This window comes from Virgibacillus sp. Bac330 (assembly GCF_003667845.1).
Lineage (GTDB): Bacteria > Bacillota > Bacilli > Bacillales > Amphibacillaceae > Virgibacillus > Virgibacillus chiguensis.
This window is the reverse complement of record NZ_CP033048.1, coordinates 3,193,999-3,216,718: the sequence shown is the minus strand read 5'-3', so window position 1 is coordinate 3,216,718 and position 22,720 is coordinate 3,193,999. Positions and strand designations below refer to the sequence as shown.

Below are 22,720 nucleotides of genomic sequence, written 5' to 3'. Positions count from 1 at the left end.
ATTAAATGTATGAAATAATAACAAATACAGAAGAAACAACCATAGATTTAGGTGAAAAGTTGGCTTTGTTATTGAGTCCTGGAGATGTTGTTACGTTAGAAGGCGATCTTGGTACAGGGAAAACTACATTCACAAAAGGATTAGCTGCAGGGCTTGGGGTAAAACGACATGTATCTAGCCCAACATTCACAATTATTAAGGAATATGAAGGTGAATTGCCTCTTTATCATATGGATGTGTATCGGTTGGAACATAGTGAAGAGGATATAGGTTTTGATGAGTACTTCCATGGAGAAGGAGTAACGGTTGTAGAATGGCCTCAATTTATAGCCCCATTTTTACCAGTAGAGTATTTGGAAGTAAAGCTTGCTAATATTGACGAAAGGTCACGAAAGTTTACCTTTATCCCACATGGTTATCACTATGAATGGGTAATAGAACAGTTAAAAAGTTAATTCGACATACGAGGAGTCATGGACATGAATATACTTGCAATGGATACATCGAATCAAGTATTAGGTGCTGCCATTCAACAGGATGATACAATATTAGGTGAAATAGTTACAAATTTACCTAAAAACCATTCCGTTCGATTAATGCCTGCTATCGATAAACTAATGCAGGAAGTAAATATGAAACCGGAACAGTTGGACAAAATAGTAGTAGCTAAAGGGCCAGGTTCTTATACAGGTGTTCGTATAGGATTGGCTACAGCAAAAACGATGGCGTGGGCATTAAATATCCCTGTTATTGGCGTATCAAGCTTAGAAGTGCTTGCTTATCAAGGACGTTTTTTTAATGGCATTATTTGTCCTTTTTTTGATGCTAGAAGAGGGTTAGCCTTTGCAGGATGCTATCGTTTTGAAAATAATCAGTTACAAATTTTGAGAAAAGAAGAAAACGTTGCTATGCAGGATTTACTTGAGGAACTTAAAAGCTTGGAAAGATCAATTTTATTCTTAAGTCCAGACATATCCATTCATCAAGAACAAATTATATCAATAGTAGGGAATAGAGCAGTGATCCCAGAAGAGCCGGTTCATGTAATTCGTCCTGCGCATGTAATTGCAGCAGCTAAAGAAAAACAAGCAGGGTCTACACATACACTACGTCCTAATTACCTTCGTTTAGCAGAAGCAGAGGCTAAATGGTTAGAAAGTAATAAAGGTTGTTAACTTCGTGATGAAGCAGGAAGTTACCATAAGAAAAATGCGAGTAGCAGATATAGATGCTGTTATGTATGTGGAGAAAGAATCATTTTCTACAGCTTGGTCGGAGGAAATTTTTAAACAGGAGTTAGTTGAAAATCCATATGCGCATTATTTTGTTATTGAATGTAATAGAGAGATTGTCGGTTATGTAGGTATATGGATTGTCTTTGATGATGCACAAATAACCAATATTGCTATTTTGCCATCTCAGCGTGGAAGAAAATTAGGTGAACAACTTTTCCGACATGTATTCAAATATGCACTTATCCAAGGAGTGCGTCGTTTATCATTAGAGGTGCGAAAGTCTAATATTGTTGCTCAAAAGCTCTATCGCAAATTTGGGCTTGTAGCTGGTGGCATTAGAAAGCAATATTATACAGATAATCAGGAGGACGCAATTGTGATGTGGGTGAATATAAATGAGTAAAGAAGTAGTAATACTAGGTATTGAAACAAGTTGTGATGAGACGGCAGTTGCCATTGTCAAGGATGGTAAAAAAATCTTGTCCAACGTCGTTTCATCACAGATTGAAAGCCATAAGCGGTTTGGTGGTGTTGTCCCAGAAATTGCTTCCCGACATCATGTAGAGCAAATTACATATGTTTTAGAGGAAGCTATGGAACAAGCAGCTATTAGTTGGAGGGAAATTGACGGAATCGCTGTAACAGAAGGACCAGGTCTAGTGGGAGCGCTGTTAGTTGGAGTGAATGCAGCTAAAGCTCTCGCCTTTAGTAAACATAAGCCGTTAATTGGTGTACATCATATTGCCGGTCATATCTATGCAAATCGCTTGCAAGAAGAATTTAAATTTCCTTTATTAGCACTGATCGTCTCCGGCGGGCATACAGAGTTAGTTATTATGAAAGCGCATGGTGAGTATGAAGTCATTGGCGAAACAAGAGATGATGCAGCTGGAGAAGCATATGATAAAGTAGCAAGGCTATTACATCTACCTTATCCAGGTGGTCCAGAAATTGATAAGTTAGCAAAACAAGGTGAAGAAACGATTGCATTTCCGAGAGCTTGGCTGGAGCCAGATAGTTATGACTTTAGCTTTAGTGGTTTGAAATCTTCGGTAACAAATACAATTCATAATGCAAAACAGCGTGGTGAATCGTTGAAGCCAGAAGATATTGCAGCAAGCTTCCAAGCAAGTGTCATAGATGTATTAACAACGAAAACGGTGCACGCGGCTAAAGAGTATCATGTAAAACAAGTCATCGTAGCTGGTGGTGTGGCGGCTAATAAAGGGCTTCGATCTTCTTTACAGCAGGAATTTGCCAACTTACAAATCCCTTTACAAATTCCGCCACTTTCTTTATGCACAGACAATGCTGCAATGATTGCAGCTGCTGGGACGATTGCTTTTGAACAAGGGAGAAGGTCTGGTCTAGATTTAAATGCTCGAGCGTCCATGTTATTAAAATAATCCACACCCATCCACAAGTCTGTGCATAACTGTTTAAAGTAGTGGTCTAGTAATAGCTTTATTGTGCATACGTTTGTGGATATATATAATTAGTGCTGTGGATAGTGTGAATAACATATGTGAATCGTTGGTAGCCATTGTATGAAAATAGGGTTTCCGTGTGGATAATGTTAGAGTAAAAGCAGAAATTTGGTGATAAGCAATGTCAAAAAAGCAATCCTATTATATACAAACAGATTTAATCTCTATATTTATATTACTTGTATGTGTCAGTTTGCTTTCGATTTATAATGCGCAACAGCTAGAGCAGTACAGTGCAAACTTTATGCTACAGCAATCCGTTTGGTTTACGGTCGGAATTGGTATCGTTGCAGCTATACAATACTTGGACATGGAGCAAATATATAAAGTGAGCATATACATTTATGCTTTTGGTGTATTTGTACTTTTTGTACTACTTATTAGCCCAGAAAGTATTGCACCACATACAAATGGAGCAAAAAGTTGGTTTAATTTCAAAGTTGTTACAATACAACCATCCGAGTTTACAAAAATAACGACCATCATTTATATGGCTACAGTTATACAAAAGCATAAAGAAAAATTTCTTAAACCAACCCTTAAATCTGATTTTAAACTGCTTATTAAAATTTTGACCGTGGTAGCTTTACCTGTGGCATTAATTATGATGCAGTCCGATTTTGGAACGTCAATGGTTTATTTATTTATAGCTGGAGTTATCATTATCCTTTCAGGTATTCATTGGAAAATACTAACGACATTAATCGTGAGTATCACTTCTGTTATTGGAGCTGCGCTAGCTTTTATAGTTAAATTTCCTGATTTAGCTAAGCAGCTAGTCGGTGAGGGACAAAAATATCAAATAGATCGTATACTCACTTGGTTTGATCCATCGCAACAGGCAAGTGATGCAAATTGGCATTTTAATCAGGCCTTTATGGCACTCGGATCTGGTCAATTGTTTGGTAAAGGAATGGGGAGTCAGGAAGTGTCGTTTCCGGAAGCACAGACAGATTTTATTTTCTCCATCATCGGGGAAAGTTTTGGCTTCGTTGGCGGTGCACTTGTGATTTTTCTATATTTTATCTTCTTATATAAATTAGTAATGATTGGGTTGTCCATTTATAGTCATTCCCCTTTTTCCGCATATATTTGTTTTGGATTTATGAGTTTATTGCTCATTCACGTTTTTCAAAATATTGGTATGGCGCTAGGGATAATGCCAGTAACAGGAATACCGCTGCTTTTTATAAGTTATGGAGGTAGTTCTGTAATGGCTTCTATGCTTGGTTTTGGTGTTATTTATCGGATAGCTGTGGAAAACTCTATTCAAAATGATTATTTATTTAAGTAAAACTTGTGGATAAATTAAATATTCGGATTATCCACATGTGCATAATGGGGAAGTTTAAATGATAGTAGGAGTTTTTCCGCTTTATTTAATCGTTTAAAGCTGGGAAATACACGATATATCCTAGGTGGCGCTTCAAACTCAACAAGATTTCCTATAGAAAACTTGGCTTATCCCCAATTCTTTAAGGCTTTCCTATAGTAGTATAAAATAATAAAACTTACCCACATGACCAAGTCATGTGGGTAAATTAATCTTCCAGTAATTCTGCCCATTCTTCCATGTAGAAGTTCACTTTTTGTTTACGACGATTGACTTCTTCTGATAATTCTAATGCTTTTTCATGATCTTGAAAGATTTCTGGTAACTCCATCTGGCTTTCTAGCTGCTCTATATCGTTTTCTAACTGTTCAATTTTTGTTTCAAGTTCTTCGATTCGTCTTTTTTTCTTTCTTTGTTCGCGCTGTAATTGCTTATCGCGTTCAAAATGGCGTTTTCTGACTGAATCGGGAGCATGTTCACTTTGATTGGATGATTCGTTTAATCGTTTTAATTCAGCTTCTTCTGCTTTTTTTTCTAAATAATAATCGTAATCGCCAAGGTAAATCATCGTTTTCATCTTTTGCATTTCCACTACTTGATCAGCAATTTTATTAATAAAGTAACGGTCATGGGAAACGAATAAAATCGTACCAGGAAAGTTTACTAAGGCGGCCTCGAGTACTTCTTTACTATCAATATCTAAATGGTTGGTCGGTTCATCAAGAATGAGAAAATTTGCTTGTTGCATCATTAATTTTGCTAAAGCTAGCCGCGCTTTCTCGCCGCCACTTAATGCATTTACCGGCTTTAAGACATCTTCACCAGAAAACAAGAAATTACCGAGAACTGTCCGAATATCTTTTTCATTTGTGGTTGGATAGTCATCCCATAATTCCATTAACACGGTTTTAGAAGAGTTTAAGTTTGCTTGTTCTTGGTCATAGTAGCCGATTTGTACGTTCGTTCCGAGCTGAACTGTCCCATGGATCGCTTTTAATTTTCCCAATACAATTTTTAGTAGCGTCGTTTTCCCGACTCCGTTCGGTCCAACAAGAGCCACGCTTTCTCCGCGGTTAATTTGCAAATGTACATTTTGGAATAAATTTTCTTCTTCATTCGGATATCGAAATGATAGTTTATCTAATTTCAGTACATCGTTGCCACTCCGACGGTTCACTTGAAACGAGAAAGAAGCAGACGCTTCGTCCCCTAATGGTTTATCTATTTTATCCATTTTTTCTAGTTGTTTCCTTCTGCTTTGTGCTCGTTTTGTAGTTGAAGCTCGCACAATATTACGTTGAATAAAGTCTTCCATTTTCCTGATTTCAGTCTGTTGCTTTTCGTATTCTTTCCATTCTCTTTCAAAATCAAGTGCTTTTTGCTCTAAATACTTGCTATATGTTCCGACATAACGCTTTGTTTGATGGCGAGCTATTTCATACACAATAGATACCGTTTTATCTAGAAAGTAACGATCGTGGGATACGACTACTATTGCACCAGGATAACTATTTATGTAGGTTTCTAGCCAATTTAACGTTGCAATATCTAAATGGTTGGTCGGTTCATCTAAAATGAGTAATTGCGGCTTTTTTAATAGTAGCTTTCCTAATGAAAGTCGTGTTTTTTGACCGCCGCTTAGCGTTTGAATCGGTGTACCATAGTCAAATAAATGAAAATTCAACCCCGTTAAAACCGCTTTTATATCGGCTTCATACGTATATCCGCCATTTTGTTCATAAGCGTGACGTAAGCGGTCATAATCACGTAATAGTTTTTCATAGGCTTCAGAAGTATAAGTTGTTGCCTGTTCCATCTTCTCTTCCATCATTCGCAGTTGTTTTTCTTGTTTCGTTAATTCAGGGAAAACAGTAAGCATCTCCTGCCAAATTGTTTTTTCAGACTCTAGTGCAGTATGTTGAGCTAGGTAACCCAAAGTAAGATCTTTAGGCATAAATAATTCACCTTGGTCATAGCTTAGTTCCCCTGCCATTATTTTTAATAATGTTGATTTCCCGGAGCCATTTCTTCCCACGATAGCTATTCGATCATGATCTTTTACTTCTAGCTTTATATTTGATAAAATTTCATCAGCACCAAATGATTTTGAAAGACCGTTCATTTGCATTCGTATCATAATATACCCCCATCTCTCTTCTAGTGTATCTTACTTTCCTAAAATCAATCAATATAATTGTGAACTAAGTCACGACTTATTTCCAGTTTTCTGCTAAAATAAAAGAGAGTTAGTAAATAAAACCAAATCCCCCGAATGAATCTAGGTTAGGAAAGTTGATCAAAAGCATTGATACAGTTTTGACTCGAAATCTATATATCAAAAGGAAAGGAAACTTTTTGATCGCTTTATAATGTAAGCGATACACAATAGGGCACGAAAAATTTTTAACTGTAGAGTCAAGAAATTGGTAACAGCATGCTGTAAAAAAATAAAATATAATAGTTGAAGTGGAGGATGATAAAATGATGGAGCAAAATAAAATACCTCAAGCGACTGCTAAAAGATTACCTTTATATTACCGATTCATAAATAATTTAAATCATCAAGGGAAAAAGCGTGTTTCTTCAAAAGAATTAAGTGATGCGGTGAAAGTAGATTCAGCTACGATTCGCCGAGATTTTTCCTATTTTGGCGCTCTTGGTAAAAAAGGGTACGGTTATAATGTGGAGTATTTGCTTGAATTTTTTCGGAAGACATTAGATCAAGATGAAACGACAGAGGTTGCACTCATAGGCGTTGGGAATTTAGGTACTGCATTTTTACATTATAATTTCATGAAGAATAATAATATTGCGATTAAAATGGCATTTGATAGTAACCCTGAAAAAGTCGGCACGATGGTTAGTGATGTGCCTGTTTATCATATAGAGGAATTAGAGGATAGACTGGGTGATATTAAAGTGGCCATATTGACTATTCCTGGAAGTGAGGCACAACCTATGGCTGATCATTTGGTTAATAGGGGAGTGGAGGGGATACTCAATTTCACACCAGCAAGAATAACTGTACCAAAGCATATTCGTGTACATCATATTGATCTAGCTGTGGAGTTACAAGCATTAGTTTACTTCTTAAAACATTATCCTTTAATCACAGAGGATGAAGAAGAGGAAGTGCCCATGGATTGAGGTAGTTCAAGTGTAAATGAGGAAAATACACAAAAAATGATGGCACCCATTCAGGAAGCCATCATTTTTTTGTACTATAGAAAGTATAAACATTTTATAGTATAAGAAACACGATAGCGTTTTTTCACCATAGGACTAGGCGACAAGTCAAGTTTTTCTACATTATAAAAAAGGATGAAGTATCAATTAACAAGCTCTACAAGATATGAGAGTGCTGAAATGCATAATGAGCCTTTGTACATGTCGGGACTTCATCTTCCCCTTGTAAATAAGCTGTCATCCGCGATATATCCTCTATCTACCTTCTTCCTTCCTCGTTCGTTCATCATGGATAAACAAATAAATAAAAAATCATACTGCTTCATTCTAAGCGTTTGAAATGGTAATAGAGCGTATCGATTTGCGAATCTTATGTTTTATTGTTGCGTTTTTGTCGAATATGAATGGCGAGTAAGCGGATGCCTACACCTGTCTCCAGTGTGGCGAATAATGCTAACACCATTGTTGTTATATTCCACATTGTTTCATCTACACTTAAAATAGCAACATACGTGAAAAATGCTCCCATAATAAGGTAGACGATTCCCATTGTTTTGGGAGAAATCTTCATATTGAAAGCCTCCAACTAGCCTAGTTTTCATATTACATGTAAGCAGAACGTTTATTACAAAGATGTGGTAACGTTTTTTATTAAATCCTATAAGTTAATGGTAGCATAGACGTGTACGTATGCAAGGTAACTTATAATAAAAGGACGGTTTGTAGCTCGTTTAGTTGTTTTTCGATTTCCGCAGGATCAAGATTGTATTGTGCAATAACAACAATTCCATTCATTGCCATGTGAGCAAAGATGGGTACGATAATTCGTTTCGTTTTCACATATAAGTAAGCAAATACAAGCCCCATTGTTCCATAAACTAAAATATGTTGTGGTTCGCCATGAATAATCGCGAAAAGAGCCGCAGATATAAGCGCTGCAATAAAGAAGTTCGTTCGCTTATATAGAGTTCCAAATATAATTTTTCGGAAAATAATTTCTTCTAAAATGGGGGCTGTCAAAACTGGAATAATAACAAATAGAGGTATAGCCCGTGCCATTGTCATAATTCCTTGTGTATTTTCTGAACCTGGTGCAATACCTAAAAGCGCTATTTGGATAAAATTTGCAATGCCTTGGCTAAATATAGCCATAAATGTACCTAAAATCGACCAAGTAATAATACCCCAAATGGATGCACCGTCGCGCTGTTGTAACCCTTGTTTCATGTCGGATCGCATTAATAGTAGTACTACAATAAGACCTAAGAGAAAACTAATTACCCCTCCATATATGGATGCCTCTAATTTGGAAACAGGAAATGCGCTATAAACGATACTCCCAGTTAATATAACCGAAAATTGTGTAATAATGTAGCTAATAATAACCCACCAATATCTTTTTGGCAATGTACAACGACTCCTTTTTTTGTACTAAAAGTTTAAAGGTTTATAGTTTAAGGAAAACCACAGCTTCCGTTAAAAAGAACTGGCGGTAAGCCCAGTTTTCCTAATACTAGGATAGTAGAGGATTTTTGGTTTATAGTATAAAACCAATGATGGTGCTTTTTCGCCATAAAGACTTATTTTTCCTCAATGATTCTATACATTTCTATTTTTATCTTTACGTATATTATTTTAAGTTTTTCGTATGAGAAAAATGATATTCTCCGTAAAAATGTCTTCATGTTCAATAATAAATGATCTATCCTAATCATATATTGCTTTTATGTCATGTGTTGGGGGATAGATATACTTCATATAAATTCATTACATAAAGTGTCTTCATATCTTTATTAGGGCAAAAAAATTTATTGGAGATACAAGAGGGATGGAAAACACCTTATTGTTAGAACCGTATTTTAACGCATGAGAAATAATACGTATTTCGAAGTATTTATATTTGAATTATCACAATGAGTAACGATAACATAGAATGTACATGTTATTTTATCATATATTCGTAATTTCTATATAACAGAAAGATTGATGATGTATGAATTCTCTTGCTCTCTTATGTGTATGTTATTTTTACATTGTAAGAAAACAATAGCTTTTGCCATACAGATTAGGCGAAAAGCCAAGTTTTTCTAAAAAAATTATGCTTTCCTACTTGCAATTTTCTCCGGAATTATTTATTATAATAATTGGAATTAGCACTCACCTGATTCGAGTGCTAATAAAAATATAAGATTAGAATTAAGGAGGCTTTCTACACATGATTAAACCACTAGGAGATCGCGTTGTTATCGAGCTTGTTGAACAAGAAGAAAAAACTGCAAGCGGTATCGTACTTCCTGACTCTGCACAGGAGAAACCACAGGAAGGCACAGTAGTTGCAGTTGGTTCTGGACGTGTAACAGAAAAAGGTCAAAAGGCTGCCTTAGAAGTGGCTGAAGGAGACCGTATCATCTTTTCAAAATTTGCCGGTACGGAAGTGAAATACGAAGGCAAAGAATACTTAATTCTTCGTGAAAATGACATCCTGGCTGTAGTAAGCTAATCTCGATATAAGAATAGATAAATATTACGTAACTTGAACAATAAAAGGAGGATTTATCGATGGCTAAAGAAATTAAGTTTAGTGAAGAAGCACGTCGCGCAATGCTACGTGGTGTAGATACATTAGCAGATGCGGTAAAAGTTACATTAGGACCTAAAGGACGTAACGTTGTATTAGATAAAAAATTCGGTTCACCGCTTATTACGAATGATGGTGTTACGATTGCCAAAGAAATTGAGCTTGAAGATAAGTTTGAAAATATGGGTGCACAACTCGTATCTGAAGTTGCTTCTAAAACAAATGATGTTGCTGGTGACGGTACAACGACAGCAACTGTACTCGCTCAATCCATGATTCGTGAAGGGTTGAAAAACGTTGCTTCTGGAGCTAACCCTGTTGGTGTTCGTCGTGGAATCGAAAAGGCTGTTGAAGTAGCAGTAAAAGAACTAAAAACGATTTCCAAGCCAATCGAAAGCAAAGAATCTATCGCTCAAGTAGCAGCAGTTTCTTCTGATGATGCAGAAGTAGGTAACCTTATTTCTGAAGCAATGGAACGTGTTGGTAACGATGGTGTTATTACCATTGAAGAATCAAAAGGTTTTAACACAGAGTTAGAAGTAGTAGAAGGTATGCAATTTGACCGTGGATATGCTTCTCCATACATGGTAACAGACCAAGACAAAATGGAAGCTGTTTTAGAAGATCCATACATTTTAATTACAGATAAGAAAATCGGTAACATTCAAGAAGTATTGCCTGTACTAGAGCAAGTTGTTCAGCAAGGTAAACCTTTATTGATGATTGCTGAAGATGTAGAAGGCGAAGCGTTAGCGACACTTGTTGTTAACAAATTACGTGGTACATTTAACGCAGTAGCTGTTAAAGCCCCTGGATTCGGTGACCGTCGTAAAGCAATGCTTGAAGATATTGCTACACTAACTGGCGCTGAAGTGATTACAGAAGACCTTGGTTTAGATCTTAAGAGCGCTACAATGGATCAACTAGGTCGTGCTGCGAAAGTAGTAGTTACAAAAGAAAACACTACAATCGTAGAAGGTTCTGGAAATCCAGAAGCAATTTCTGCGCGTGTTGCACAAATCCGTGCGCAAGCTGAAGAAACAACTTCAGAATTTGATAAAGAAAAACTACAAGAGCGTCTAGCTAAGCTAGCTGGTGGAGTAGCAGTAGTGAAAGTTGGAGCTGCAACAGAAACTGAACTAAAAGAGCGTAAACTACGTATTGAAGATGCGCTAAACTCTACACGTGCTGCTGTAGAAGAAGGTATTGTTGCTGGTGGTGGTACAGCATTTATGAATATTTACAACAAAGTAACTGAATTGAACCTTGAAGGAGACGAAGCAACTGGAGCTAACATTGTACGCCGTGCTATGGAAGAACCAGTACGTCAAATCGCACACAATGCCGGTCTTGAAGGATCTATCATTGTTGAGCGTCTAAAAGGTGAAAAAGTAGGTGTTGGTTACAACGCTGCTACTGGCGAATGGGTAAATATGGTTGAAGCTGGTATCGTTGACCCAACAAAAGTTACTCGCTCTGCACTTCAAAACGCTGCATCTGTAGCTGCAATGTTCTTAACGACAGAAGCAGTAGTCGCTGACAAGCCTGAAGAAGACGGCGGCGCTGGCGGCGGAATGCCTGATATGGGCGGCATGGGTGGCATGGGCGGCATGATGTAAGTCATGCCCCTCACCCCTTATATAACAAGGGTTGAACGGCAACACTGATTTTTTTGACCACATTTTGACCACACTTAGTCAAACTTAAGTACATTTTTCATGAGACTCCCGAATTTTTCGGAGTCTCTTTTTCGTATTTCTTCTGTTGTATGAAGGTATACATTTACGGTTGTTTTGTCATCAGAGTGACCTAAACGTTTCATAATTCGTTCAATTGATACCCCAGCTTCTGCTAATAAAGATGTGTGAGTATGTCTAAGTGAGTGGGGAGAAAGTGTTTTATTTTTTAGATTTGCTAACTTAAGCAACCTCTTCATACGCTGCTCAATTACTTTAGGATATATTGGATAGCCTAAATAAGTTGTTGTATTTACAAACATATACCCTTTATCATAGTATTCATCTGCAAATTCTTCCTTGACCTTCGCATTAAACTCCATTAATTCTTGCAATACTTTTATAACCATTTCATCCAAATCAATTTTACGCACAGAGTTCTTTGTTTTGGGTGTCACTAGTTCATATTGCTTGATGTTATTTTTAGGATTATAGTAAGTCTTAGTGATATTAAGAAAGTAAGTGCCGTTCTTTATCTGTAAATCTGATTCTTTCAGTGCGCATAATTCACCAATACGTATTCCTGTATAAGCTAACGTTAAGAAAATGGGATAGTCTAAATGCAATCCCCGTTTGTATGCTGTTTTTAAAAATATAGCTAGTTCTTCTTTCTCCATGTATTTAGGTAAATCCGTTTCGTTCTCTAAATCCTCAACAGTCTTTTTCTTTTTGGCCACATATGCATATTCTGTTGGATCTTTTTTAATCACTTCTAATTGAACAGCTTTTTTAAGTATCATTCTTCCGGTTCGATGGATGCCATCAATGGTTCTGTGAGCAAAATTTTTTTCTAGATTATGCAAAGCTTGTTGATACATATACCAAGTTATATCTACCATTCTGATATTTTGAAAGTACTTGTTTAGGTTGTTAATCTCATGTTTTCTTATCCTTATAGTACCAGGTTTTACGCCACGTTCTTTTTCATACAAATCCAACCATTTAAGAGCAAATTGGTTAAACGTAATAGGATTTTCATTTACCCCTATCCCCATATCCAATTCATTAGCTAATTGTCTTGCTGCTTTTTCAGCTTCGCCTTTACTATTAAATCCTCGTCGGGTTGTTTCTCTCCTTTTACCTGTTCGTGGATCGTGGACTGTACGCATTCTGAACATCCATTTTTCACCACTGTTAGTTTTATATTTATGGAAGCTAGCCACTGTATTCTTCTCCTTTCTAAATATAAATGTGATTTACATTGAGATGCTGAAAGAACGACCGTAATATAATTTATTTGAATACATCTCTAATCTCTTATAAGCAAAGTCGTAATCAACGTTAAATAGTTGTGTTACATCATATATTGTATAGTTGTATAACTTCTCTAACATAAAAGTTGGAATACAACAGTGGTAACAAAAATGTTCTGCTTGCCACTCTTGTAGTTCGGTAAACAGTGGTGGCAAAAACTCTTGTCTACCAGCATGCCATAGAGCGTGAGCTAACTCATGAGCAAAGTCTCGCCACTGTTCTTCAGCTGTTTGATAAAAGTCTAAAAAAATGATTTGTCTATCACTATGTCTAATGGACTCACTTTTAAATTCCCAATACCGGACTGGAATTTTTAATGCTTTAGAGATATTTGTAATACTTAATTGGTGTGGATGCTTGATATTAATGCTTAAAAGCATATCTTTGATGAAATCCTCTGTTCTTGAATAGTAATACATGAATACCCTCTTTTCGAATGTATGTTCTGTTTTTGGGTTTAAGGGAAGGCGCGTTTTAAACGCACCTAATTTTAAGTAACGGTTTTAAAACTAAACTCTATTCACAACCTATGCCGTCACCATCTCTATCTAAATGTCTGCCATAACCAGGGTCGCCTTCTCTTACTGGAGCAGCTCCTGCTTGCCTAGCTGCATCACAATTTTTATAGTAAGTGCTAGAATTTGATGAACTTGTATTGCCTGAACTAGTAGAGCTTGTCCCTGAGCCGCTACTTTGATTTGCAGAGCTACTGGAACTTGAGGCAGATGCCTTTGCTTCTGATAATTTTCCTTCTAAATCGTCAACTTTATTTTCTAATTTAGAGTTATTTTCCTTTAAATCCGATACTTTGTCCTCTAGTATTTCTTTTTCAGAGCTAAAGTCTGATTCTTTTTCTTCAAGAGTAGTTATTTCATCTTCATATTCGGTTATTTCATCTGAAGTTTTTTCAAGTTTAGTTTCAAGCTCTTTTATCTCTTCTTGAAGTTTGCTATTTTCTTTTTTATATTTTTTATTCTCACTTGTAAGTTCCTTATTATCTTCTAAAGCGGTATTTAGTTTCCCTTGATAAGTCGTATCTAAGAAAGCGCCAGAGATTGATAGTGATAAGAACCCGCAAAATAAAGTTGGGTAGAAAATCTTTTTAGATAGTACTCTTTCTTTATCTTTTCTCTTTTTTACAAAGTGAATAATTAGATAAAGTATTGCAAAAGTAAATGTGAAAAACCCCATGAGCACGAAGAAGTTAGCCATTATTATCCCCTTTTCACGATATATAGATGATGCTGTATATTGATAATAAAAATTTAGAAAAAAATGTTGAATATTAAGAAGGTGCACAGATCATGTACACCTAAATAATATTATTTACTTAATTTATCAGCTGGGATTTTCCAAATTGCTTTACCAGACTTAAATGGGTCAGAAAAATGTAGCTCATAGCTATCTGATTTAGCTACATCGAATGGAATTTCTCCTCTAAGTTTTCCACCTGCTTCAACAGTACCATCAAACTGTGCCTTGATACCTTCTGTTAAGATGGTAGTTGAGTAAGAGTAGCCATCTGCATCTTTTAATTCTACATTCATTATTGATGACATTACTTGTTCGTCCTCAGTGTTATTTTCTGCTGTCAGGTTTACTGCAATAAACTGGTCTTCCTGAGGTTCATCAAATTCGCCACCTGGTTCAATTCTTGCTTCATTTAAAGTGATTTTCATGCCATCAAATTCTACTGCATCACCAATAGCTAGCTCCTGCGTTTCAGGTTTTTCTTTACTTTTACCCTTTGAGTTTTCCTTGCTAGATTCTTCCGTTTTATCATCCGCATCTGCCTTTTTAACTTCAGCTTCCTCGCATGCTACTAACATAATAGATATTAACAATGTAAAAGAAAGTAATATAAATTTTTTCATGAAAAATCCCCCTTAGAGTTATGCTGCCATTTTATCTTCTTTATCTTTCTTTATAAGAGCCATTAGACCTGCAATACCGATTAATATTGTTGAAATTGCGTAGAACAAAGAAATACTTATTAGCCCACCTATTGCAGATATAAGCAGCAGTACTCCGCCAACTTTTGCTTTAGATTTGACTACAACTGCACCTACTATGGCTAGCGCTGAGAATAAAAATGCAGCCCATCCTAAGCCAGTAAGATCGCTTGAACCGGTTTCATTAAATGCAGCATCAACACCACCGATAAACAATGCCAGTATTGCTCCAAGAAAACCAAAAATCCCCCCAATTAGACCTAATACAAATTCAGTAGTTCGCATTCAAACTCCACCCCTTATAAGATTTTGAATTTATGTAATCTATGTAGTACATAGAGGTTACCTATCATCAAACTCTTTCAATGTTTCCCATATCTTCTTTAAACGGCGAATATCTTCTTCATTGTTCTTAGGAAGTTCCCTGTACCAACGTTCAAGTTCAGGGTCGTTTATAAAAGATTCGAAAGCTTCTTCTTTTGTAAGATGAGGTTGATCGCTGTGACCTAATAAATAGTCTATAGTTACATTATAATAATTAGCTAATGTAGCGAGAATTTTGTAATCAGGAGTTCTACTTCCCTTTTCATATGCTGTATAGGCAGGCCTAGTTACTCCTATAACTTTAGCAATTTCCTCTTGTGTCTTTCCTTTTTCTTTACGTAAGCTAACTAATCTATTTTTAAGCATTCTAATGCTCCTTCCTCACCAAGTATTTTACAGTAACAATGCGTTACTTAAAACCTTATGTAACAAAACGAAACTATAATCGATGTAACGAAACGTTACTTAGGAGGTGAGCATGTGAGAACTTGGCTTAAGGGACTGAGGATGCAAAGAGGCTATACTCAAGAAAGAGTTTCAATAGAATTGGGAATCGAACGTTCATACTACACCATGATAGAGCAAGGGAAAAGGAATCCTAGCGTTTCGGTTGCTAAATCTATTGCTGTTACATTGGGCTTTGAATGGACAATTTTTTTTGATGATAAATGTAACGATTCGAAACATAATAAACAAATTGTTTAGGAGGAAATCAAATGAAACAATTAGTTTTTATTCAAAACGATAAAGTATTGACTGACACTTTAACGGTAGCAGAAGTTTTTGCTAAACCTCACGACAAAGTTGTTAGGGATGTCAAAGTGCAAATCACTAAGTTGCATGAAGCTGGTGAGCAAAAATGGAGTACCGCCAACTTTGGCGAGACCCAATATCAGCACTCGCAAAATAAACAGTGGTACACAAAATTTGATTTAACTGAAGATGCTTTCGCAATTATAGCAATGTCTTATATAACACCGGAAGCTATGAAAATGAAAGTTAAGTTTTTAAGAGAGTTCAAAGCTATGAAAGAAAAGTTGCAACAACCAAGAGTTTTATCAGATAAAGAACAATTAATGGCTTCGTTGAAATTAACACTTGAAGCTTCAGAATCTCTAGAACAACACAATGAAAGAATAACAAGCTTAGAAGAAACAATGCGCATCGACGGTTCGGAAGAATTTCGAATCCGAAAAAATGCTAATAGAAAAATTATGAAAGTCTTAGGAGGTAAAGACTCACCAGCGTATAAGGAGCTAAACAGAAAAGTATTTTCGAACTTCTGGCGTGACTTTAAAGATCATTTTACTATTCCACGTTATGGAGATTTACCAAAAAAGCAATTTGACCAAGGCGTTCGTTTCATTGATTTATGGCAACCAAGTACAGGCCTACTGATGGAAATTGAAAATGCTAATAAACAACAAATAATGCAGGAGGTGATTTAGTTGCAAATTACACCATTAGATCTAGAAGCAAGACTTCTAGAAGAGGAACTTAAAATTTTGTTTCAACAAGCTTATGAAAAAGGAATTCAAGATGCTGAGCAAAAATACAACCTGCCACACCATCTACGAAAACCTGATGTGGCAGAGATATTTCAGGTATCACTAGCGACGGTGGAAAACATTATACGAATGGAGGGATTTCCGAAGTCGAAAGTAGTGTCTGCTAGATACCCGAGGGATATGGTTCTTAAATGGGCGGAAGATCCAACCAACATTGAGAGAGTTAACCGCTTGAGAAACAAGTTAAACACCGAGTGGGGTCGGTAATTTCATTATAAAACACACAAAATCATATTACTGTGCAACCCACGCACATGTGCATTACTTGCACAAAAAGGGGGTGAAACAATTGCAATTTGGAGCTGTTTTAAAAAAGATGCGGAAAGGTGCTGGTTTTAGTCAAGAAGATATGGCTGAAAGACTTCACATGTCTCGCAGTAATGTGTCTAGGCTAGAAAGCAACAAACTTGAGTTAAAAGCTGCAGATTTAATTAATTGGTGTAAACAAACGCAGGCTCATGATTTATTAATAGCTTTTATCTATAACACGGATGCAGTAAGTACAGTACAGCAATTATCCCAATTAATAACTGGCACTGTATTAAGATTCGGAGGTCTCATATGAAAGCAAACGATAATTATATTGCTCTATTCGGAATTTTACTATGTTTGTTTCTTGTATTTGAAAAGTTATAGGAGGGATCACATGAACTTAGAAGAACATTTCTTACCTAAAGACATCAGCCATGCAAGCAAAGAATACATGTGTGCAATTGATCTTGCAGAAAGAACTGTAAATGCAATGTGTAACGCAAAATACGATGATGCAGAAATGCTAGCCAGGGATTTATTAAAGTCAGTTGGAGTGCTCAATGAAATGAGTAGCCATAAATACAACCAAGATAAGTTTTATGCAACTGTACAAGATTTGGCAAACAGAAACATTAATGTTCAAGCGATACAGAGGCAATATAAATGAGTGACAAAGCACATGTAATTAAGATATGGGTCGCTTTTATAGTCGTGATGGTGTTTCTGTACATTTCGATAGTGATTACTAGTTAGGAGGGTTAAAAGATGGAACATCCTGAGATTACTCAAATTAGGCAATATGGTTATCCAAAAATGAATGTATATACCAATCAATACGGTATTGATGCATTCGGAAACGAAGTCTTTAGCGGTGATGAAATTTTAGTTATTGAAGAGGCATTCTTTCTTGTGGGAGAGCTGGAAGATCAGACAAAAGAGGCACTAGAGTTACTGGGTGGCAGGTATGATTTTGCGCAATAAAAAAGAACTCACGGCAATGAGTTCTAAATAAAAATCTATACATTTATGCCCTTATTATACAGCACTTTGTGTAATGAGGGCAAGGGAGGACGAAATGAATCGTTTTGTTGAGGGATACAAAGAAATCAGAAAAGAGAATCCAGATCCCAAAGATCGCTGGACCATCTTTAAATCTACGTGTAACACAATTGCTAAATTGGGAACTATTGAGGATTTGCAGGAGCTAATTAAATATTTCGATGGGGAGGATGTAAGGAATGGCTAAAAGCACAGTAGAAATGTCTCGTCAAGAGTGGTTATGGAATAGGAAATCAGGATTAGGCGGTTCAGACGCTAGTGCTGTTTTAGGATTTAATCCATGGAAATCAATGTTCGAACTTTACATTGATAAAACCAGTAACACAATTGAGGAAATTGACAACGAAGCAATTCATTGGGGAAACGTTTTAGAAGATGTTGTGGCAGAAGAATTCACACGCCGAACAGGTAAGAAAGTTCGACGTCGTAATCAGACTTTTAAACATCCAGAGTATAAATTTATGATCGCAAACATTGATCGTGATGTAGTTGGGGAGCGTGCTCTACTCGAATGTAAGACGACGAATGCGTTTAATTCAGATGCTTGGGAAGGTGAACAAATCCCACCTGCATACATCTGTCAGCTGCAGCACTATATGGCTGTTTTGGGATATGAAAAAGCGTATATAGCTGTATTAATTGGCGGACAAAAGTTTGTTTGGAAAGCAGTAGAACGTGATGATGAGTTTATCGAGCTCATGATAGGTAAAGAAAAAGAGTTTTGGGAAGAGCATGTACTTAAAGGTGTTCCACCAGAAATTGATGGATCTGAATCAGCTAGCGAGTTGCTAAATAAAATGTATCCGGAAGATAACGGGGAAAAAGTAATGCTCCAGTCGAATGAAGCAGAAACACTAATCAAAGCTATTGAAAGTATTAAGGCTGAAATTAAGAAAAATGAAAAGCTCAAAAAAGATTATGAGAACAAATTAAAGTTGATGATCGGTGAAGCGAAAATGGGAGTTACTCCGAGGTTTGAAGTAACGCTTAATACAATCACTTCTAATCGTTTTGATAGTAAACGATTGAAAACAGAGTTGCCAGACATTGCGGAAAAATATACAAAGCAATCGTCGTATAGGCGTTTAAATATTAAACAAGTTGAACAGGCGGAAGTATCGTGATTAAAAATATGGTTGTATACGGTGAATTTGGATTTTTAGCTACAGAAAAGCAATTCGTATTCTTAATAGAAGGAAACATATATGGACCATTTCATAACAAAGATTGGAAAAGAGTTGTAAAGACATTAAGGGAGGAAAAATAAATGGCTACGGTAGACGAAATGAAAAATCAAATGACAAAAAGTAACGGAAAGGCAGGCTCGCCCGCCAAGGATAAGCCAAAAACAATTGAAGATTATCTAAAGCAGATGGCTCCAGCAATGTCTCAAGCGCTTCCTAAGCACATGGATGTAGACCGTTTAATGAGATTGACGATGACAACGATTAGGACTACACCAGAGCTTAGAAATGCAGATATGGGTAGTTTGCTAGGTGGTGTCATGCAAGCTGCACAGTTAGGACTGGAACCTGGTTTATTAGGACAGTGCTACTTACTTCCCTTCAAAAACAATAAAAAAAGGATTACAGAGGTCCAATTTATCATTGGTTATAAAGGCATGATTGACCTTGCTAGACGTAGTGGCCATATTCAATCTATTTATGCCCACGCAGTGTATGAAAATGATGATTTCGAATATGAGCTAGGACTCAATCCAAAGCTTAAACACACACCTTCTATGGAGTCTGACAAAGGCGCATTTATCGGTGCTTATGCAGTAGCTCATTTTAAAGATGGCGGGTATCAAATGGAATTTATGCCTAAAGCAGAGATTGAAAAACGTAAAAATTCTAGTCCTGGTGGGCGTTCTAAATATAGCCCTTGGAATAACTACTATGAGGAAATGGCAAAGAAAACAGTTATTCGCCACATGTGGAAGTACCTACCTATATCAATTGAAATACAGCAACAAGTCAGTCATGACGAAGGAACAGCTAGAAGCGTAAAAGATATTACACCTAATGATGATATTTTCTTAGAAGCTCCACAGTATGACTTTATAAATGTTGGAGAAACGGAAGCAACCGATCAAAATGACTTAGAACAGCAAGAAATAAACTTTCAGGATGGCGAGGGTTAATTATGGACGATATTGCGAATGCAACAATTGATGGCCTTTTGTGTGAAGGTTGTGCTGAATTAGTAGATGGCGAAAGCCCAGGATACCCTCGGCTTTGCGGTGATTGTGAACATGCATAACATATCCAATGTGCGTCTCCCGGAATGGATCTGGGAGACTGCACAAAATGAATCAGATTTAAAACGGTTGGTCATTAAGTATATGTGGCGTTATCCAGGCTATAGAGTTTTAAAAGTAAAAGGAAAATTTGCAGTTTGTGAGATTGAAAGGTGAAAGGCTTAGGTGGAGGTGAATAAGGTGGCTAGCCCTCAAACAGAAAAAGGTCATGTTCGTATAGCTAATGAATTATGGAATGAACTATTGCGTAGAGACTTCAGTAAGAGGCAACAGAACTTAATTTTGTTTATATGGAGGTTATCATACGGAACGGGTCAAAAAGACTGTGTGATCGACAAATTTAACAACCTAGAGCTTGCTGGAATGTACAAGCAAGACGTAAAAAAAGAGCTTAAATTTTTGCGTGAATGTGCTGTATTAGATTGGGATGAAAAGACAATGGTTTTCAGCATCAACAAAAACTATCATTTGTGGCAAATAACTCCTAACAAAAATTGGGATAGTGAGAAGTTTGACGAACTTATTCACCAAAATTTAAGCCGAAAAAAAGTAAGTAAAACACGAACTAAAAAAGAGAATGAAGTAAGTGAAACACTTACCAAGAAAAAAAGCCGAGTAAGTAAAACACTTACTTTTAAGAGTAAACAGGTAAGTAAAATACTTACTATGCGGTTAGTAAAATACTTACCGACACCTGACCGTAAGTCAATAGTGCCAACGGATACAGATTCCCTAAAGACATTATTAAAGACATTAAAGATTAAAGACATAAAGATATATACTACTGCTGATAACAGTCGCGAAGATACTTTAACTGAACATGAGCAAGACAAAAAAGTTACAGATGCAATTGTTTATTACCAGAATAATTTCGGAATGATCCGTCCAGCTTTGGCTGATGAAATGCTTGTTTGGATTAATGACTTTGGAGATGAAATGGTCATTGAGGCTATGCAAAGATCTTTAGACAGAAATAAGCCAAGTTGGGGATATGCGAGAAGCATTTTGCAGTCTTGGTCAAATAAAGGCATTAAAACGATGGAGCAAGTACAAGCGGAAGATATAGAATTCCAAAGCCAAAAGATGGCTAAGCATCAAAGATATTCTAAGCCACAAACGCAAGCACCAGGAGCTCCAGTGCCTGAATGGTTTAGACAACAAAAGCAACAGCAGAAAGCTCAGAAAGATAGCCAGTCGAGTAATATCGGTGATGCAAACGAGCAAAAGGAACTCGAGCAATTGCTTAAACAATATTCTAGTGGGTAGGTGAAGAAATGGAGCAATTAAGCTTATTTCAAGAAAACGAAAGCAAAGCAGTAGTTATTCCCGAAGATGTCATTTCTCCGTTAGAATCCTCTAAAAGCGTAAAGTCGAAGGAATTCAAGAAACAACAGATGCGTTGGAGAGAATGGGGTATGGCAGTACAGGCTACTCATAATTGTTCTTGGTTCGAAGCGAGAAAACTATTGCTGGTACACAGGAAGAGCCAAACACCTATAGAGATTCACATAGCGGAGTAATGACAAGCAACGGAAGGAGAATAAACGTGGTTTACACAGGAAAACGAGGCATGGCGTTTGAAAACACACTAAATTACACGAATCAGATTTATCTTAACCAAGGACGAGCCATCATCAATAAACGACCTACGCCAGTAAAGGTACTTCAGTCCAAGGGTACAAGGGTACTCAAAGGCTTCTACGAAGAAAAGAGCACGGTCGATTATGACGGTATTTACCAAGGGAAATCGATCGTCTTTGAAGCCAAGTCTACTAAAGAGAAACGGTTGCCCTTGTCCATCATATCGGATCATCAAGTTAAATATCTAGCAGACGCTGAAAAATTAGGGGCTATATCATTCCTTATCGTCGATATGAGGTTTCTAGGAGAGGTTTTCCTTGTTCCGAGTAATATGCTTCGAAAGTATACAGAAGAAGCCAAGCAAGGCGGCAGAAAGTCCATTCCGTTGAGAGATTTGGAAGTATATACGCAACTGGTCAAATCACAAAATGGTGTGCCGTTGGATTACCTGAGTGTTGTCGATAGATTGATAGAGGATGAGATTGCTTAATAATAATAAAAATCTAGTATTTGGAGGTTAAAGAAATGGAGTACATGATCGATTTAAACGAGTTTGCAGAAGGAGCTTTGGCAGCAAAGGTAAACACAGAATTAGAAAAAGTATTGGAGAACATTGCTGATCCAAATACGGATCCAAAGAAAAACAGAACCATCACAGTATCAATTAAGATTCATGGCGATGAAAAACGTGACGTTCTTAATACAACTGTTTCTACAAAAGTAAGCTTACAGCCAATGAAAGAGGTTGAGACCAAACTAATGATGGGTGCTGATGACAACGGAAATATCATCGGAAAAGAGTTGCGATCGGGTGCAAAAGGGCAAATGTTTTTCGATACTGATGGAGATGTAGCTCAAGATACAGGTGAAAAAGTAGTTAGCTTTAGAGATCAACAAACAAAATAAAAAACTAAA

At 36.7% G+C, this 22,720-nt stretch carries 30 protein-coding genes and 1 pseudogene; 22 read left to right on the top strand and 9 right to left on the bottom strand.

The features are described from left to right. The first annotated feature begins 5 nt into the window (after window positions 1–5). From tsaE to D9780_RS14900, 5 genes are all read left to right on the top strand, one after another. Entirely contained in the window at window positions 6–455 is a 450-nt protein-coding gene (gene tsaE / locus D9780_RS14920) for a tRNA (adenosine(37)-N6)-threonylcarbamoyltransferase complex ATPase subunit type 1 TsaE (protein ID WP_121640651.1), read from the top strand. Between the two features lie 24 nt (window positions 456–479). Then, window positions 480–1,175 carry a tRNA (adenosine(37)-N6)-threonylcarbamoyltransferase complex dimerization subunit type 1 TsaB gene (tsaB, locus tag D9780_RS14915; RefSeq protein ID WP_121640650.1) on the top strand — a complete coding sequence of 232 codons (696 nt, stop codon included), beginning with the start codon at window positions 480–482 and terminating at the stop codon, window positions 1,173–1,175. A gap of 7 nt (window positions 1,176–1,182) precedes the next feature. Continuing rightward, the gene (rimI, locus tag D9780_RS14910; protein ID WP_121641520.1) at window positions 1,183–1,638 is read left to right on the top strand and encodes a ribosomal protein S18-alanine N-acetyltransferase; all 456 of its coding nucleotides are present in this window, start codon (window positions 1,183–1,185) and stop codon (window positions 1,636–1,638) included. Then, window positions 1,631–2,641 (top strand): tRNA (adenosine(37)-N6)-threonylcarbamoyltransferase complex transferase subunit TsaD, encoded by a 1,011-nt coding sequence (gene tsaD, locus D9780_RS14905; RefSeq protein ID WP_121640649.1) that lies wholly within the window; start codon window positions 1,631–1,633, stop codon window positions 2,639–2,641. Before rimI ends, tsaD begins: the two co-directional genes overlap by 8 nt. Window positions 2,642–2,843: 202 nt before the next feature. Next, entirely contained in the window at window positions 2,844–4,016 is a 1,173-nt protein-coding gene (locus D9780_RS14900) for an FtsW/RodA/SpoVE family cell cycle protein (protein ID WP_073013407.1), read from the top strand. A 247-nt stretch (window positions 4,017–4,263) separates the two neighbouring features. Here the strand turns inward: D9780_RS14900 and abc-f are convergent, their stop codons facing one another. Then, window positions 4,264–6,192 (bottom strand): ribosomal protection-like ABC-F family protein, encoded by a 1,929-nt coding sequence (gene abc-f / locus D9780_RS14895; RefSeq protein ID WP_121640648.1) that lies wholly within the window; start codon window positions 6,190–6,192, stop codon window positions 4,264–4,266. A gap of 347 nt (window positions 6,193–6,539) precedes the next feature. Here abc-f and D9780_RS14890 point away from each other — a divergent pair, with 347 nt between their 5' ends. Further along, window positions 6,540–7,202, top strand: coding sequence for a redox-sensing transcriptional repressor Rex (locus D9780_RS14890; RefSeq protein WP_073013424.1), 663 nt, complete (start codon window positions 6,540–6,542; stop codon window positions 7,200–7,202). 409 nt (window positions 7,203–7,611) lie between these two features. Here D9780_RS14890 and D9780_RS14885 read toward each other — a convergent pair whose 3' ends face one another. Both D9780_RS14885 and D9780_RS14880 read right to left on the bottom strand, forming a co-directional pair. Next, entirely contained in the window at window positions 7,612–7,812 is a 201-nt protein-coding gene (locus D9780_RS14885) for a YdiK family protein (RefSeq protein WP_073013410.1), read from the bottom strand. A 131-nt stretch (window positions 7,813–7,943) separates the two neighbouring features. Next, window positions 7,944–8,648, bottom strand: a complete 705-nt coding sequence (locus D9780_RS14880) for a CPBP family intramembrane glutamic endopeptidase (protein WP_121640647.1) — start codon at window positions 8,646–8,648, stop codon at window positions 7,944–7,946. Between the two features lie 808 nt (window positions 8,649–9,456). On the opposite strand from D9780_RS14880, the gene groES reads away from it, so the two are divergent. Then, window positions 9,457–9,741, top strand: a complete 285-nt coding sequence (gene groES, locus D9780_RS14875) for a co-chaperone GroES (RefSeq protein ID WP_116279560.1) — start codon at window positions 9,457–9,459, stop codon at window positions 9,739–9,741. Between the two features lie 59 nt (window positions 9,742–9,800). After that, a complete protein-coding gene (gene groL / locus D9780_RS14870) occupies window positions 9,801–11,438 on the top strand; it encodes a chaperonin GroEL (RefSeq protein ID WP_121640646.1) in 1,638 nt (545 codons plus the stop codon). A gap of 74 nt (window positions 11,439–11,512) precedes the next feature. On the opposite strand, the gene D9780_RS14865 is transcribed toward groL, so the two are convergent. The 6 genes and pseudogenes from D9780_RS14865 to D9780_RS14840 all read right to left on the bottom strand — a co-directional run bounded on the left by D9780_RS14865 (window position 11,513) and on the right by D9780_RS14840 (window position 15,451). Then, complete coding sequence (locus D9780_RS14865) at window positions 11,513–12,718, bottom strand: site-specific integrase (protein ID WP_205601088.1); 1,206 nt, start codon at window positions 12,716–12,718, stop codon at window positions 11,513–11,515. Between the two features lie 33 nt (window positions 12,719–12,751). Beyond that, on the bottom strand, window positions 12,752–13,228 hold the full coding sequence (locus D9780_RS14860) for an ImmA/IrrE family metallo-endopeptidase (RefSeq protein WP_121640645.1): 477 nt from the start codon (window positions 13,226–13,228) through the stop codon (window positions 12,752–12,754). A gap of 97 nt (window positions 13,229–13,325) precedes the next feature. Next, a pseudogene (locus tag D9780_RS21680) lies at window positions 13,326–13,385 on the bottom strand (excalibur calcium-binding domain-containing protein); the annotation flags it as partial. A 746-nt stretch (window positions 13,386–14,131) separates the two neighbouring features. Continuing rightward, window positions 14,132–14,683 carry a DUF4352 domain-containing protein gene (locus D9780_RS14850; RefSeq protein ID WP_121640643.1) on the bottom strand — a complete coding sequence of 184 codons (552 nt, stop codon included), beginning with the start codon at window positions 14,681–14,683 and terminating at the stop codon, window positions 14,132–14,134. Between the two features lie 18 nt (window positions 14,684–14,701). Beyond that, entirely contained in the window at window positions 14,702–15,046 is a 345-nt protein-coding gene (locus D9780_RS14845; protein WP_121640642.1) for a DUF4064 domain-containing protein, read from the bottom strand. Window positions 15,047–15,103: 57 nt separating this feature from the next. Beyond that, window positions 15,104–15,451 (bottom strand): helix-turn-helix domain-containing protein, encoded by a 348-nt coding sequence (locus tag D9780_RS14840; protein WP_121640641.1) that lies wholly within the window; start codon window positions 15,449–15,451, stop codon window positions 15,104–15,106. A gap of 114 nt (window positions 15,452–15,565) precedes the next feature. Between D9780_RS14840 and D9780_RS14835 the strand changes: the two genes are divergently transcribed. From D9780_RS14835 to D9780_RS14780, 14 genes are all read left to right on the top strand, one after another. Then, window positions 15,566–15,790: a helix-turn-helix transcriptional regulator gene (locus D9780_RS14835; protein ID WP_121640640.1), complete on the top strand. Its 225-nt coding sequence runs from the start codon at window positions 15,566–15,568 to the stop codon at window positions 15,788–15,790. Between the two features lie 11 nt (window positions 15,791–15,801). Then, on the top strand, window positions 15,802–16,533 hold the full coding sequence (locus D9780_RS14830) for an ORF6C domain-containing protein (RefSeq protein ID WP_121640639.1): 732 nt from the start codon (window positions 15,802–15,804) through the stop codon (window positions 16,531–16,533). Continuing rightward, window positions 16,534–16,860, top strand: a complete 327-nt coding sequence (locus D9780_RS14825) for a MerR family transcriptional regulator (protein ID WP_121640638.1) — start codon at window positions 16,534–16,536, stop codon at window positions 16,858–16,860. It abuts the gene before it with no gap. 82 nt (window positions 16,861–16,942) lie between these two features. After that, window positions 16,943–17,218, top strand: a complete 276-nt coding sequence (locus D9780_RS14820) for a helix-turn-helix domain-containing protein (protein ID WP_121640637.1) — start codon at window positions 16,943–16,945, stop codon at window positions 17,216–17,218. Window positions 17,219–17,299: 81 nt separating this feature from the next. Further along, window positions 17,300–17,572, top strand: a complete 273-nt coding sequence (locus D9780_RS14815; RefSeq protein ID WP_121640636.1) for a hypothetical protein — start codon at window positions 17,300–17,302, stop codon at window positions 17,570–17,572. A gap of 98 nt (window positions 17,573–17,670) precedes the next feature. Next, complete coding sequence (locus D9780_RS14810; protein ID WP_121640635.1) at window positions 17,671–17,886, top strand: hypothetical protein; 216 nt, start codon at window positions 17,671–17,673, stop codon at window positions 17,884–17,886. Window positions 17,887–17,980: 94 nt separating this feature from the next. After that, window positions 17,981–18,151 carry a hypothetical protein gene (locus D9780_RS21190; RefSeq protein WP_162985891.1) on the top strand — a complete coding sequence of 57 codons (171 nt, stop codon included), beginning with the start codon at window positions 17,981–17,983 and terminating at the stop codon, window positions 18,149–18,151. Further along, the gene (locus tag D9780_RS14805; protein WP_121640634.1) at window positions 18,144–19,088 is read left to right on the top strand and encodes a YqaJ viral recombinase family nuclease; all 945 of its coding nucleotides are present in this window, start codon (window positions 18,144–18,146) and stop codon (window positions 19,086–19,088) included. Before D9780_RS21190 ends, D9780_RS14805 begins: the two co-directional genes overlap by 8 nt. Continuing rightward, window positions 19,085–19,231, top strand: a complete 147-nt coding sequence (locus tag D9780_RS21185) for a hypothetical protein (protein WP_162985890.1) — start codon at window positions 19,085–19,087, stop codon at window positions 19,229–19,231. The genes D9780_RS14805 and D9780_RS21185 overlap by 4 nt, the downstream gene beginning before the upstream one ends. Further along, window positions 19,232–20,107, top strand: a complete 876-nt coding sequence (gene recT, locus D9780_RS14800) for a recombination protein RecT (RefSeq protein ID WP_121640633.1) — start codon at window positions 19,232–19,234, stop codon at window positions 20,105–20,107. 297 nt (window positions 20,108–20,404) lie between these two features. Beyond that, a complete protein-coding gene (locus tag D9780_RS14795) occupies window positions 20,405–21,490 on the top strand; it encodes a replication protein (RefSeq protein ID WP_162985889.1) in 1,086 nt (361 codons plus the stop codon). Between the two features lie 8 nt (window positions 21,491–21,498). Further along, window positions 21,499–21,744: a hypothetical protein gene (locus D9780_RS14790; protein ID WP_121640631.1), complete on the top strand. Its 246-nt coding sequence runs from the start codon at window positions 21,499–21,501 to the stop codon at window positions 21,742–21,744. A gap of 26 nt (window positions 21,745–21,770) precedes the next feature. Next, window positions 21,771–22,295, top strand: coding sequence for a Holliday junction resolvase RecU (locus tag D9780_RS14785; protein ID WP_240458705.1), 525 nt, complete (start codon window positions 21,771–21,773; stop codon window positions 22,293–22,295). A gap of 35 nt (window positions 22,296–22,330) precedes the next feature. After that, window positions 22,331–22,711, top strand: a complete 381-nt coding sequence (locus D9780_RS14780) for a replication terminator protein (RefSeq protein ID WP_240458704.1) — start codon at window positions 22,331–22,333, stop codon at window positions 22,709–22,711. The last annotated feature ends 9 nt before the right edge of the window (window positions 22,712–22,720 follow it).